This window comes from Micromonospora sp. NPDC048898 (assembly GCF_043198035.1).
Taxonomy (GTDB): domain Bacteria; phylum Actinomycetota; class Actinomycetes; order Mycobacteriales; family Micromonosporaceae; genus Micromonospora.
In genome coordinates, this window is sequence record NZ_JBICUF010000012.1 from 243,090 (window position 1) to 256,621 (window position 13,532).

Genomic DNA, 13,532 nt, shown 5'->3' on the forward strand with positions numbered 1-13,532 from the left:
ACGTTCGCCCGTGGCCAGGGTGGCAGGCCGACGATAACGGCAGCACGATTGCCGCCGACACCCCTCATTGCCCTCCCCCTACGCCGGCACGCCGGCCAAAACCGCAATTACTGACGCCTTTCGCAAGTTCGGCCGGCCAGCGGAGACGATCTTGATCCAGCGGGCCGGCCCGCCGCGTGGGCGGCGGACCGGCGCCGGGCTTCGGCCGTTTGAAGGTATCTGCCAGTAACGTCCGGATGCGGGGAATTAGATTTTTGATTTCGGCGCGCGCACTCATCCGCTTTGACCCTAAATTCACCATCCGGGCCCGGCATACCCGAGCACCGGCGTTCCGCCTTCCGTCAGGAACCATCAATGCCTTGCCGCACCGACGCGCCGTCCGGCATACTCGGAATGCAACGGATGTTGAACCACCTTGCCCCGAGGAGGGGCAAAGGCCGGATCAGCACCGCGGTACGCGCGGCCGGAACCTGACTTCACCATGCCACCGCAGGTCTCCATGAGTCGACTTTCGGTTGGCACAACCTTTCGTCATGGACGTGAGCGGGGCAGCCAATTGTTTGAGTCGCAACCAGGTGCGCAGGACCGGTGGCCGGGCCACGAGCCGGGCGGTCACCCGGATGCGCAGGCGGACCACCGCGGCCGCGACGTGCTCGAGAGATACCTGGCCAGCCCCCGGCCCACCGTCCTGCTGCTCTCCGGCGCGGTGGGCGCCGGGCACACGGCGGCCGTGCAGGCGCTCGCCATCCACGCCCGCGCGGCCGGCGCCGCGGTCCGCGTCGCCTCGGCCGCCCGGTCGGAGCAGCTGCTGGATCTGGGGGTGGTCCGTCAGCTGGTGCCCACGCCGGTGCCGATCAGCGACGAGGAAACCGCCCTGCACCGGCTGAGCGACGACTGCGCCGACCGGCCGGCCGTGTTCATTGTGGACGATGCGCAGCTCACCGACCGGGCCTCGGTGCGGGTGCTGCGCCGGCTGATCACCGAGGCGGGCCGGCAGCCGCTGGTCGTCCTGGCCGACTCCCCCGGCGTGACCCCGCGCCCGGTCGAGGAGCGGCGTCTGCTGGCCGTGGCCGAGGTGCACGCCCGGCGGCTGCTGCCCGCCACCACGACCGCCGTCGCCGGCCTGCTCGCCGACCGCTGCCCACCGCGGCTCGCCCGCGCCGCTCTGCCCCTGGTGGTCCGGGTCACCGGCGGCAACCAGGCGCTGGTCGCCGCGCTGGTGGAGGACATAGCGGCCGGCCCGGCGACGACGGCCGGGGAGGCCGGCGCGCCGGGCGACAGTCTGCGCGACGCGGTGCAGGCCGGGTTGCACCGCTGCGATCCGGCCGTGGCCGAGCTGGTGGAGATCCTGGCGGTCGCCGGCACGGCGCCGGACAGCGCGGTGCTGGACCGGCTCTCTGATCCCGGTGTCCTCGCCGCGGTCCGGGAGCGCGGCGCCGCCGTGTCGGCCGGCCTGCTGCGGGGCGACCGGATCCGGCATCCGCTGCTCGCGCGCGCGGTGCTCGACGGTCTCGCCGTCGAACGACGGGCCGCGCTGCACCGCCGGCTGGCCGTGGCCCTGCACGAGGCCGGCGCCCGCCCCGAGGACCAGGCCAGGCACCTGCTCGGCGGCGGCCGGCTCGACGTGCCGTGGTCGGTCCAGGTCCTGCATGCCGCCGGCGAACGGCACCTGGACGAGGGTCGCACGGACGAGGCGCTGTCCTGTCTGCGACAGGCCGCACAGCACTGCCTGCCCGGACGGATGCGGGCGAAGGTGGTGTCCACCCTCGCCCGCGCCGAGTGGCGGCAGGACGCCCGGGCCGTCGTCCGCCACCTGCCGGTGCTGACCCAGGCCGTCCGCGACGGGCACGCCTCCCCCGTCGCGACGGCGAGCACTCTGCGCCACCTGATGTGGCACGGCCGGCCCGAGGAGGCCGTCGAGCTGGCCGGGCACGCCGTGCGCCGGCTCGACGCCGAGCAGTGCACCACCGAGGAACTGATGGTGACGCTGCGCTGGCTGTCCTATCTGTACCCGGGCACCGGCCGGGCGGCCCTGCCCGCACCGGTCCTGCGGCGCATGCGCAAGGTGCTGCGGGGCACGCGACCGCACCGGCGGTCGGTGCGCCCCGGCCCGGGCGAGAGTCCCGCCGGCGGGCTGGCGGGTGCTCTGCACTCGCTCGGCACGGAGGAGGCGGATCTCTGGGCGGCCTTCTGGGCCCTGACCGGGCTGTTGCAGGACGAGCGGCTGGAGGAGACCGAGCAGTCGTGTGCCCGGCTCGCCGAGCTGGCCGAACGGCGGCAGAACACCACTGTCGCCGCCCTCGTCTCGGCGATGCGGGCGATCATCGCCCTGTCCCGCGGCGACCTGCGGGGCGCCGACCAGCTCACCGAGCACGCGCTCAGCACGCTGCCCGTCCCCGGATGGGGCATCGTCGTCGGGCTGCCGCTGGCCGTGCGGGCGCAGGCGCTCACGCTGCTCGGCCGCACCAGCGAGGTGCGCGCGATCCTGCGCACGCCGGTCCCCGCCGCCATGGCGGAAACCCCGATCGGGCTGGCCCACCTGGCCGCACAGGGCCGTTGCCTGCTCGCCCTCGACCGGCCGGCGGAGGCGCTGTGGGCGCTGGAGCGCTGCGGCGAGCTGGCCCGGCGGTGGCCGGCTCGCCCGGGCGGGGTCCGTTGGCGCGCCGACGCCGCCCGCGCCTGCCTGGAACTGGACCGCCCCCGGGTCGCGGCCCGGCTGGCCCGGCAGGAGTTGCAGCTCCTGCCGGGCGGGCAGCGGCGGGCCCGGTCCTCCGCGCTGCGGGCCCTGGCCGCGACGATGCGGCCGGACGAGCGGGTGCCGGCCCTGCGCGAGGCGCTGTGCCTGGCCCGGCAGTGCGGCGACGCGGTCGGGGTCGCGCAGAGCTCCTTCGAGCTGGCCGACGCCTACGGCAGCCGGCACGAGGCCGGGCTGGCGCGGCAGGCGTACGAGGCGGCCGCCACCATCGCCCGGCAGATCGGCCTGGCCGATCCCGGCCGGACGGCGACCGCGCCCTCCGCGACCAAACCCACCGACCCGGCCGTCGCCATGGTGCCCGGCCTCACCCTGGCCGAGAGCCGGGTTGCCGCCCTGGCCGCGCTGGGCCACTCCAACCGGGATATCGGGGGCCGCCTGTTCATCACGGTGAGCACGGTGGAACAGCACCTGACCCGGGTGTACCGCAAGCTCGGCGCCAGCGACCGGGCCGATCTCACGGCCCGGATCCGCTCGCGCCAGGCCACCACGGCGCCGGCGGACAACGACTCCGTGTACGTGGCGGCGCTGCGCGCCTGAACACCTTGGGGCGCCCGGGCACAACACGAACAGTCGCAGCCGCCTTCGCACAGCGGCGCAGCACAGGGGGACTGATGCATGCTGGTACAACGCGAGAGACAGCTCGTTCGCCTCATCGATGCGTTCACGGCGTCGCGCGACAACGCACAAGGTCATGTCGCGCTGATCACCGGGGCGGTCGGCAGCGGTAAGACCGCACTGCTGGAGACCTTCGCCGACCATGTCCACCAGCGGCGGGGCCGGGTGCTGCGGGCGGTCGCGTCGGCCACCGAGTCCGATCTGCCCTTCGGGGTGGTGGGCCAACTCTTCCACGACTCCCGCCCGACCGATGACAGCGTCCGGCGGGTCGGCGAGCTGCTGGTGCCCCGCATGCGGGAGCGGCCGATGCCCGAGCCCCGGGACACCGATCCGACCGGAACCGCCGACCCGGAGTGGGCACCGGTGCTGCACAGCATCCTCACCGCGTTGCTGGAGCTGACCGAGTCCGGGCCGGTGGTGCTGGCCGTGGACGACGTGCACCACGCCGACCGGGCCTCGCTGCACTGCCTGCTCTACATCGTCCGGCGGGTCCGCTACGCACCGGTCATGGTCGTCCTGACCGAGGCGGCCATGCTGCGGCCGGCCCTGCCGTCGTTCCGCGCGGAACTGCTGAGCCAGCCGTCGTTCTCCCGGGTCTCGCTGCCGCCGCTGTCCGGCGACGAGCTCGTCCGGCTGGCCGGGGACCGCCTCGGGACCGCCGGCGACGACCTGGCCGAGGAGGCACTGAGCCTGACCGGCGGCAGCCCGCTGCTGGCCCGGGCGCTGATCGACGACGACCAGCCGGAGCACCGGCAGGACGCGTTCGACCAGGCGGTGCTCGCCTGCCTCTACCGGCACGAGGAGAGCGTCCGGCAGGTCGCGTACGCGCTGGCCGTGCTCGACCGGCCGGCCACCCCCGAGATCCTGGGCCGGATGCTCGGGGTCGTTCCCGACCTCGCCCGGCGCTCGCTGATGCTGCTGCACACGGCCGGGCTCGGTGATCGCGACCGGCTCCGGCACCGCCGGATCCAGCGGGCCGTGCTCGCCCACCTGCCCGCCGACGAGCTCGCCTGCCTGCACCGGCGGGCCGCGGAGGCGCTGCACGACTATGCGGCGAACCCGGAGGTGATCGCCCAGCACCTGCTGTCCGCCGACCGCGTGGAGGGCGACTGGACGGTTCCGGTGTTGCGGGAGGCGGCGGCGATCCACCTGTCCTCCGGGCGGCCCGACGTCGCCTCGGCCTGCCTGCGACTCGCGAAGCAGGAGGTCCGGTCCGGGCAGCAGCCGGCCGCCGTGTGCGCGCTCCTGGTGCGAGCGCGCTGGCAGGCGAACCCGCTCGCCGCCGGACCGCATCTGCACGGGTTGCTCAACGCGGGGCCGTCCGAACCCGTGGGGCAGCGCGCCGTCGCGGTCCCGTACCTCATCTGGCAGGGCCGGTTGGACGAGGCGGCGGCGCTGCTGCGCGAGGCCGAGCAGGCCGACGCCGGCCCGGACCGGGCCGGACCGGACGCGGTGGGCCCGGACGGGGCCGGCATGGACCCGCGGCTGCTGCGGATGCTGCTCGATTTGACCGATCCCGGCGTGCCGGACCGGGTGTCCCCGGAACCGGACAAGCCGCTGGTGGGCACCCCCGGAACGGTGATGGAGGCGGTCGCGGTGCTGGCGCAGGCCCTGCACCAGAATGCCGGCGACGCCGGGCCACTCGCCGAGGAGCTGTTCCAGCGCCGGCACATCGGCGACGACGGCCCGGCGACCCTCAGCGCGCCGCTGGTGGCACTGCTGGTGAGCGGCCGGGCCGACCGCACCGCCTCGTGGATCGACCTGATGCTGGACGACCCCGCGGCCAGTCGGGCGCCGAGCTGGCTGGCGATCCTGCAGGCGATCCGCGCGGAGGCCGCGCTGCGGCTGGGCGATCTGCGGGGCGCCGAGCATCATGCCCGGGCCGCGCTGGAGGTCTCGCCGCTCGCGTGGGGCATCGCCCTGGGTGGGCCGCTCGCCACGCTGATCCGGTGCGCGACCGAGGCCGGCCGGCTGCACGAGGCCAACCGCTGGGTCGCCCACGCCACGCCGGCGGGCCTGATGCGTACGCCGTTCGGCCCGATGTTTCTCGCTGCCCGGGCCCGCTTCCTGCTGCAGTCCGGCCGGCCCCAGGCGGCGCAGAACGACCTGTACCGCTGCGGCGACCTGCTGCGGGCCTGGCAGATGGACGTCTCCGGTCTGGTGCCGTGGCGGTTGGAGCTGGCCCGGGTGCACCTGAGCCTGCGTCAGGGCGACCAGGTCGCCCGTCTGCTCCGTCAGCAGCTCGAGGTCGCGCCGCAGGAGGACACCCGGACGCGGGGGCGGGCGACCCGGCTGCTCGCGCTGACCGCGCCGGCCGGGCAGCGACCGGCCCTGCTGGAGGAGGCCGTCGACCTGCTGCGGCTCAGCAACGACCGGCTGGAGCTGGCCCGGGCCCTGGGCGACAACGGCCAGGCGTTGCTGCACAGCGGCGATCTCGTCGGCGCCCGGGCGGCCTTGCGGCAGGCGTACCGGTTGGCCCACGACTGCGGGGCGACCGCGCTGGCCAAACGGCTGCTGTCAGTGCGGGTCGGCGGGGCACTGGGCGGGTCGGACGACGCCGGACCGTTCTCCGACGACCAGCTGCGGCTGGCCCAGCCCGGCGGCGCCGACCCGCTGATCACGCTGAGCCAGGCGGAGCGCAAGGTGGCGGCGCTGGCCGCCCAGGGTCACACCAACCGGCAGATCTCCGATCGGCTCTTCATCGCGATGAGTACCGTGGAGGGACACCTCACCCGGGTGTACCGCAAGCTCGCCGTCAAGCGCCGCTCGGACCTCTCGGCGAACTCGACGCTGCTGACCGAGCCCGGGGCCGACATCCCGTCGGTCAGGACGAGCTAGTTTCGGCGGGGGTCAGGCCGAGGCGTGGGCGCTGAAAGCGTCGGCGCTGTCACGGATCGCCTCGGCCACCTCCCCGCGCCGGTCGTCCAGATAGAAGTGGCCGCCCGGGAAGACCCGGAGCGTCGCGCCGCCGGTGGTCAGCGCGGACCAGGCGTGGGCGTCCGCCACCCGCACCCGGGGGTCGGCGTCGCCGACCAGCACGGAGACGGGCGTCCGCAGGCACGCTCCCACCCGCATCCGGTAGGTCTCGACGGCCTGGTAGTCGGCCCGCAGCCCCGGCAGGATCAGCTTCATCAGCTCGCGGTCCCGCAGGACGTCGCCGGCCGTGCCGCTGAGCTCCCGGATCTCCCGCACCAGCCCGTCGTCGTCGCGCAGGTGCACGTCGTCCGGGCCGGGCACGGTCGGCGCTCGGCGGCCCGACAGCACGACGCCGCGCAGGTGCGTCGCGCCGGCCGCCTCGAGGCGCAACCCGACCTCGAAGGCCAGCACCGCACCCATGCTGTGTCCGAAGAGGATGGTGGGACGGTCGGGCACGCCCAGCGCGGCGAAGATGCCGTCGGCCAAGCCGGCGATGGTGCGCAGCGGCGGCTCGTGCCGGCGGTCCTGCCGTCCCGGGTACTGCGCGCAGAGCACGTCGAAGTCGGCAGTCAGCTCCCGGGCGAGGCCGTGGAAATAGCTGGCCGAGCCGCCAGCGTGCGGCAGCAACAGCAGGCGGGGGGCGGTGGGGTGCTCGGGGCCGAAGCGGCGTATCCACCGGTCCGCGTTCATCGCTGTGCCTCTCCGTCAAGATTTTCCTCCAGCCGCACGTGCGGTGGGGGGTCGTGCAGGTCGGTCAGATCGTGGCTGAAGACGTCACCATCGTCACCGTTGCCGGCGACGCGCGCGAAGCCGTGCCGGGGATACAGGTCGGCGACGATCCGGTTCTTCGCGGTCGGACGGTAGCCTGCCCGTACCTCGCGGAGCCCGCCGGCGCGGGCGCGGCGCAGCACCGCGGCCAGGCACGTCTGTTCGATGCCGCGGGCGAAGACCCGGCAGCTCAGCACGAAGTTGTCGATGTGCAGCACGTCGCCGTCCCGGCGGGTGAACAGGGCACCGACCGTGCCGTTGTCGCCGAACCGGTCGGCCGACTCCACCGTGAACATCTCGACGGCGGGGTCGGCGAGAAGCGCCGGCATGTCGGCCGGGCGCAGCCGCCGGGTGGTCAGGTTGAACTGGTTGGTGCGCAGGCTCAGCTGGGCTGCCCGGTCGGCGGTGGCCGCCGTGACGCGGCTCAGCCGGACCGTGACGCCCAGCTCGCGCAGGTAGTCGTCGATCGACGAGAACGACGCGAGGAAGTCCTTGCGACCCAGCTCGTCGCGGTAGCGGCCGGGGCGGGCCCGGTCGTCGGCGGTCAGCTCGACCGTGTCGAACCAGCCGTCGGCCAGCAGCCGCTCGATGTGCCCGGCGGGATCCTCACCGACCTGGATCACCGCCACCTCCGGCAGCGACCAGCGGACCAGACCGCACTCGTACGCGCTGTCGTCGACGAAGACGAGGCTGTCCACGCCGATGTTCAGGTCGGCGGCCAGGGCGGTGAGGTTGTCGTGCTTGGGATGCCAGTTGGCGATCACCCGGACGAAGTCGTCCCGGCGCAGAACCATCCCGGGATGGCCTTCGAGCATCGTGCCCACCGGCTCGGGATCGTTCTTGCTGACCGCCGCGAGCAGCACGCCCTGCGCGCCGAGCTGACGCAGCACCCGCTGGAAGCCGCGGAAGGCCGCGCCGTGGTAGCCGTCGGCGAGCGCCACGCCGTCCGGGCCGTCGTCGCCGAGCACGCCGCCCCACAGCGTGTTGTCCAGGTCGACGGCGAGGCACTTGCGGCCCCGGCCGAGCTGGTGACGGCCGAGGTGGCCGACCTCGCGGGCGTACGCGGCGAGCACCGAGTCGGACAGATGCACCTGGGCGTAGACCCGCTGCCGGGTGTCGCTGAGCCGGTGGTCCTCCGTGAGCAGCGGGTCGAGGTCGACCACGATGACGCCGTCGTGCTGCTGGGCCAGGCCGAGCAGCCGGACGTTCATCTCACGCCACACCGCGCCGAGCCGGGCGCGGGAGCGGTGGTCGACGAGCTGGGCGGGCCAGTGCCGGGGCAGCGGCAGGGTGTTGAGGACGACGGTGCACCGGTCGGTCTGCCGCAACCCGGCCACGAGCCCGTCCAGCACCGTCATCTGGGCCGCGGCGGCCTCCGCGACGTCCTCGACCGTCCAGGGGACCGGGACGTGGTCGAAGATCGCGCCGGCGTCGAGCACGCACAGCAGAAGGTCGGGATCGGCCGCGCGGACCGGGCCGGCCGGGTCGCCCAGATCGGTGACCCAGGTGCCGAACGTCCCGGGCACGGGGTCGCAGAGACAGCCGTGCCGGGCCAGCTCGGCGGTGAGCGCCGGGATCAGCGCGGACAGGGTGCTGTGCCCGGTCACACCGACCCGCAGCCGCGGCGTGCCGGGATGGGCGGCCAGCACCTCACCGGCACCGGTGCGGAAGAGCAGCCGGCCCGCGGTGCGCAGGTCCTCGGCGTCCAGGCCGGACAGCAGCGGCCGCACCGAGGGGTACTCCGCGGCCAGCCGGCCCTCGCGGTGCAGCTCCCGGAGCCGGCCGAGGGCCTCGCGACTCCGCTGCTCGGTGACCGGGGTCGTCGTCATCCGCCTGCCTGCCCTATCGTCGCCGGACATTGCGCCGGTCCATGGTCCGCAAGCCGTCTAAAGCCCACCTTGACCGGCCGTGCTTCAGGCCGCCTTTAGCCGCCGCCGTGAGGATGCGGGACCACCGGCGGAAGGAACGTGCCATGGAGAGCATCGACGAACTCGTGGCCCTGGTCCGTGACGAGCTGGGTCTGCCGGTGACGGTCGCCGACGCCGACCGTCATCTCGACGACGTGACCGGCTGGGATTCGGTGCACCTGCTGTGGCTGGCGGCCACGCTCGAGCGGCGTACCGGCCGCAGCGTGCCCCTGCCCGCGGTGCTGGAGGCGGAGAGCCTCGGCGAGATCTTCCGGGTGGCGGTGCCGCGGTGAAGCCGGTCCCGGTCTCCCGGAACCGCCGCCACACGCTGTATCTGTGCGAGGAGGTGCGGGCGGCGGCCCCGGTGTTCCTCGACACCGAGGTGGACATGACGGGGGTGACGGGTCACCGGTCCGCGAGCGCGCGGCGGTACTCCGTAGTCGCGTACGTCCTGCAGGCCGCCGGCCGGGTGCTGACCGCCCACCCGGAGGCGAACGCGGCGATCCGGGGACGTCGCCGGCCGCGCGTCCTGCGCTATGCCGGAGTGAGCGGCAAGCTGACCCTGGACAAGCGGCTGGGCACCGACCGGGTGGTCCTCGCGACCGTGGTGCCCGACCTGCACACCGCGACCCTCGACACGATCCAGGACCGGATCGACCACTTCCGCGACGGCGACGCCGCCACCATGGAGGAGTTCGCCGCCGTGCGCGCACTGCACCGGCTGCCGACGCCGCTCGGCCGGGCGCTGTTCCGGCTGACCACCCGGCCGCTGCGGCGCCGGCCCGAGCTGCTCGGCACGGTCGCGGTCACCTCGCTGGGGCACCGGCCCGTGGACGGGTTCCAGTCGGTCGGCGGCACCACGATCACCCTCGGGGTGGGCCGCATCGCGGACCGGCCGGTGGTGCGGCACGGGCAGATCGTCGTCGCGCCGGTCATGCGGCTCAGCCTGGCCTTCGACCATCGGGTCATCGACGGCGCCGAGGCGGCCGACGTGCTGAGCGAGCTCAAGGACCACCTGGAGGGCGGGCCGGCCGATCCGCACCCGGCCGGCGCGGCGGACAGCGTCACGCGGCCATGAACGACGTCGCGGAGCTCAAGGAGTACACCCGGGTCCACGCGCGCGCCCTGGCCATCGCCGGCTACCCGGAGTTGCTGAGCCGGATCCACACCGACGACGGCGACGCGCCCGGCGCCTGGACCGGCGAGTGGTGCCGGACCGCCGCGCAGCTGGAGAGCCGCGGCGCCCACCTGCGGGCCGCCCGGCACTACGCGATGGCCCGTTTCCCCTTCGTCGACGGTCCCGCGCGGGCCGGGGCGCAGCAGCGGTCGGTCGACGCCTTCGACCGCTGGCGCGCCGGACGCGGCATCGAGCGGTTGCGGCTGAGCCTGCCGGGCGGAACCGCGACGGTGTGGACGGCCGGGCTCGGCCCGGACCGCCCGGTGCTGCTCGTCTGCGGCGGCATCGTCACCCTCAAGGAACAGTGGGCGCCGATCCTGGTGCAGGCCCGCCGCCTCGGCCTCGCCGGGGTGGTCGCGGAACTGCCGGGCGTCGGCGAGAACACCCAGACGTACGCGGCGGAAAGCTGGCGCCTGGTGCCCGCCCTGCTCGACGCGCTGGCCGGCCGGGCCGACGTGGACCGCACCTGGGCGATGGCTCTCAGCTTCAGCGGGCACCTGCTGCTGCGGGCGGCCGCCGCGGATCAGCGGATCCGGGGCATTGTGACGGCCGGAGCGCCGGTGCGGGACTTCTTCACCGACCGGGCCTGGCAGGCCGCGCTGCCCGGGGTCACGGTGGCGACGCTGGCCCACCTGGCCGGCACGACGCCGGATCACCTGGGCGCCGAGCTGTCCGACTGGGCCCTCACCCCGGAACAGCTGGCCGCAGTGACTGTTCCCGTACGGTACGTGGTCAGTGACCGCGACGAGATCATCCCGGGCGCGGACCCGGCCTTGCTGGCCCGGTGCGCTCCCGACGTGCGACTGCTGCACCACGACGACGTTCACGGGTCGCCAGGGCACGTGCCGGCCACCCGGGCCTGGAGTCTGCTGTCGCTGCTGGAGATGACCGGCGGGCACCGCGTCCAGCGGGCGATGCTCTCTGTGCTGGTCCGTCTGCTGCACCGGCGCTGACTCGCCGGACCGCTCCGCCGCCGCCCCGCGCCAGCGCCCGGGGCGGCGGCGTCTTCACCGGCCGAGCTCCTGGTCGAGCAGCGCGAACATCTCGTCGTCGCTGGCCTGCCCCAGCTCACCGGTCGGCTCCGAGCCGGTCGTGCCGCCCTCGAGCCGCCACAGCAGCGTCTGCAGCCGGTGGACCAGCCGCCGCCGGTCGTCGCCACCGACGGTGCCCGCGGCCAGCGCGGCCTCCAGCTGGTCGAGATCGGAGACGGCGGTCCCGCCGGGCGACGCCGGAGCGAACCGGGAGCTGAGGAAGCCGGCCAGCGCCTCCGGCGTGGGATAGTCGAACACGACGCCGGCCGGCAGGGTGAGCCCGGTCGCGGAGCTGAGCCGGTTCCGCAGCTCGACCGCGGCGAGCGAGTCGAAGCCGAGGTCGCGGAAGGTGTCACCGGCGGCGAACGACTCGGCGGAGGCGTGTCCCAGCACCGAGGCGGTGTGGGACCGCACCAGGGTGTGCAGGGCCGTGTCCCGCTCGGCTTCCGGCAGCGCACCGATGCCCGGGCCGGCGGTGGTCGCGGTCGCGGCCGTGCGCCGCACCGGCCGGGCTGCCTCGTCGCGCAGGATCGGCGGCAGGTCCGGGGCGCCGAGGTCCAGCCGGGCCGGGACGAGGTGCGCCCCGGGTGCCCCGAAAGCCTCGTCGAGCAGGGCCAGACCGTCCGGCGTCGGCAGCGGGAGGATGCCCGTCCGGGCCAGCCGGACCCGGTCAGCCTCGCCCAGGTGGCCGCTCAGCTCGCTCTCCTCGGCCCAGAAACCCCAGGAGAGTGACACCGCGGCCAGTCCCTCACCGCGCCGGCGCGCCGCGAGCGCGTCGAGCCAGGTGTTCGCGGCGGCGTAGTTGCCCTGCCCCGCGGTGCCGACCACGCCGGCGATCGAGGAGAACAGCACGAAGAAGGAGAGATCGTCGCCGCGGGTCAGGGCGTCGAGGTGGGCTGCGGCGTCGACCTTCGGCGCGAACACCCGCGCGGTCGCCTCGGCGGTCAGCGACGCGACGGTGGCGTCGGCGGACACGCCGGCCGCATGCACCACGCCGGTCAGCGGTCTCCCGGCCGGCACGGCGGCCAGCACCCGGGCGAGATCGGCGCGGTCGGCGACGTCACAGGCCGTCACGGTGACCGACGCGCCCAGCTCGGTCAGCTCCCGGGCCAGGTCGGCGGCCCCGGGGGCGGCCGGGCCGCGGCGGCTGGTCAGCACCAGATGGCGGAGGCCGTGCTCGGTCACCAGGTGCCGGGCGACGTGCGCGCCGAGCAGCCCGGTGCCGCCGGTCACCAGGACCGTGCCGTCCGGGTCGGGCGGGACGGGCAGGGTGAGCACCAGCTTGCCGACGTGCCGGGCCTGGCTCATGTAGCGGAACGCCTCGGGTGCCTCCCGGATGTCCCGGGCCTGCACCGGGAGGCGGGTCAGCGTGCCCGCCTCGAAGAGGGCGACCAACTCGGTCAGCATCTCGCGGATCCGGTCCGGCCCGGCGTCCATCAGGTCGAACGCCTGATAGCCGGCCCCGGGCCGGGCGGCCGCGACGGCGGCGGGGTCACGGACGTCGGTCTTGCCCATCTCGACGAGCCGCCCGCCGTCCGCGAGGACGTCGATCGAGGCGTCCACGAACTCGTCGGCCAGGCTGTTGAGCACCACGTCGATGCCGCGCCCGCCGGTGGCCGCCCGGAACGCGGTCGCGAAACCGAGGTCGCGCGACGAGGCGATGCGGTCGTCGCTCAGTCCCTGGGCGCGCAGAACGGGCCACTTGCCCTCGCTCGCGGTGCCGAACACCTCGGCGCCGAAGTGCCGGGCGAGCTGGACGGCGGCCATGCCCACGCCGCCGGCCGCGGCGTGGATCAGCACGGATTCCCCGGCGGTGAGCCGGCCCAGGTCGCGCAGTCCGTAGTAGGCGGTGAGGAAGACGATCGGCGTGCCGGCGGCCTCGGCGAAGGTCCAGCCGGCCGGGATGCGGGTCAGCAGCCGGTGATCGGCGATCGCGAGCGGGCCGAAGGAGTGCGGCAGCAGGCCCATGACCCGGTCGCCGGGGGCCAGCCCGGTGACCCCCGCGGCGACCTCGGTCACGACGCCGGCGCCCTCGCTGCCCAGCACCAGCTCGCCCGGGTACATGCCCAACGCCATGAGGACGTCGCGGAAGTTGAGCCCGGCGGCCCGGACGGCGACCCGGACCTCGCCGGCGGCGAGAGGGCGGGTGGAACCGGGTGCGGGGACGGGACGTACGGCGTCGAGCGTTCCCGGGTCGGTGACGTCGAGACACCAGGGGCCGGGGGGCGGGACGAGCTCCGGGGGCGCGGCATGGACGACGCGGGGCCGGTAGGTGGTGGTGTTTCGGGTGGCGGTCTGGGGGTGGTTGGTGGGTGGGTGTTCCGGGGGTGTGGGGGTGTCGGTGTCGATCAGCAGGATCCGGC

Annotated in this window: 8 protein-coding genes; 5 read left to right on the forward strand and 3 right to left on the reverse strand. The window is 74.7% G+C overall.

Annotation, left to right across the window (positions count from 1 at the left end; translation table 11 throughout):
- The first annotated feature begins 649 nt into the window (after window positions 1–649).
- Both ACGFIQ_RS26835 and ACGFIQ_RS26840 read left to right on the forward strand, forming a co-directional pair.
- Window positions 650–3,292, forward strand: coding sequence for a LuxR C-terminal-related transcriptional regulator (locus tag ACGFIQ_RS26835; RefSeq protein WP_393248138.1), 2,643 nt, complete (start codon window positions 650–652; stop codon window positions 3,290–3,292).
- A 78-nt stretch (window positions 3,293–3,370) separates the two neighbouring features.
- Window positions 3,371–6,208 (forward strand): AAA family ATPase, encoded by a 2,838-nt coding sequence (locus ACGFIQ_RS26840; RefSeq protein ID WP_393248140.1) that lies wholly within the window; start codon window positions 3,371–3,373, stop codon window positions 6,206–6,208.
- A 12-nt stretch (window positions 6,209–6,220) separates the two neighbouring features.
- Here the strand turns inward: ACGFIQ_RS26840 and ACGFIQ_RS26845 are convergent, their stop codons facing one another.
- Complete coding sequence (locus tag ACGFIQ_RS26845) at window positions 6,221–6,976, reverse strand: thioesterase II family protein (RefSeq protein WP_393248142.1); 756 nt, start codon at window positions 6,974–6,976, stop codon at window positions 6,221–6,223.
- The gene (locus ACGFIQ_RS26850) at window positions 6,973–8,883 is read right to left on the reverse strand and encodes an HAD-IIIC family phosphatase (RefSeq protein WP_393248144.1); all 1,911 of its coding nucleotides are present in this window, start codon (window positions 8,881–8,883) and stop codon (window positions 6,973–6,975) included. The genes ACGFIQ_RS26845 and ACGFIQ_RS26850 overlap by 4 nt, the downstream gene beginning before the upstream one ends.
- Window positions 8,884–9,026: 143 nt before the next feature.
- On the opposite strand from ACGFIQ_RS26850, the gene ACGFIQ_RS26855 reads away from it, so the two are divergent.
- The 3 genes from ACGFIQ_RS26855 to ACGFIQ_RS26865 are packed head-to-tail and all read left to right on the forward strand — an operon-like array spanning window position 9,027 to window position 11,091.
- On the forward strand, window positions 9,027–9,254 hold the full coding sequence (locus ACGFIQ_RS26855) for an acyl carrier protein (RefSeq protein WP_393248146.1): 228 nt from the start codon (window positions 9,027–9,029) through the stop codon (window positions 9,252–9,254).
- Entirely contained in the window at window positions 9,251–10,039 is a 789-nt protein-coding gene (locus ACGFIQ_RS26860) for a 2-oxo acid dehydrogenase subunit E2 (protein WP_393248148.1), read from the forward strand. The genes ACGFIQ_RS26855 and ACGFIQ_RS26860 overlap by 4 nt, the downstream gene beginning before the upstream one ends.
- Window positions 10,036–11,091 (forward strand): alpha/beta hydrolase, encoded by a 1,056-nt coding sequence (locus tag ACGFIQ_RS26865; protein WP_393248149.1) that lies wholly within the window; start codon window positions 10,036–10,038, stop codon window positions 11,089–11,091. Before ACGFIQ_RS26860 ends, ACGFIQ_RS26865 begins: the two co-directional genes overlap by 4 nt.
- A 54-nt stretch (window positions 11,092–11,145) precedes the next feature.
- Here the strand turns inward: ACGFIQ_RS26865 and ACGFIQ_RS26870 are convergent.
- The coding region (locus ACGFIQ_RS26870; RefSeq protein WP_393248151.1) for a type I polyketide synthase at window positions 11,146–13,532 on the reverse strand (2,387 nt) is incomplete at its 5' end.

Coding starts and splice junctions, on each gene's coding strand:
- ACGFIQ_RS26840 (WP_393248140.1), top strand. CDS start 3,371: ATGCTGGTACAACGCGAGAGACAGCTCGTTCGCCTCATCGATGCGTTC.
- ACGFIQ_RS26845 (WP_393248142.1), bottom strand. CDS start 6,976: ATGAACGCGGACCGGTGGATACGCCGCTTCGGCCCCGAGCACCCCACC.
- ACGFIQ_RS26850 (WP_393248144.1), bottom strand. CDS start 8,883: ATGACGACGACCCCGGTCACCGAGCAGCGGAGTCGCGAGGCCCTCGGC.
- ACGFIQ_RS26855 (WP_393248146.1), top strand. CDS start 9,027: ATGGAGAGCATCGACGAACTCGTGGCCCTGGTCCGTGACGAGCTGGGT.
- ACGFIQ_RS26865 (WP_393248149.1), top strand. CDS start 10,036: ATGAACGACGTCGCGGAGCTCAAGGAGTACACCCGGGTCCACGCGCGC.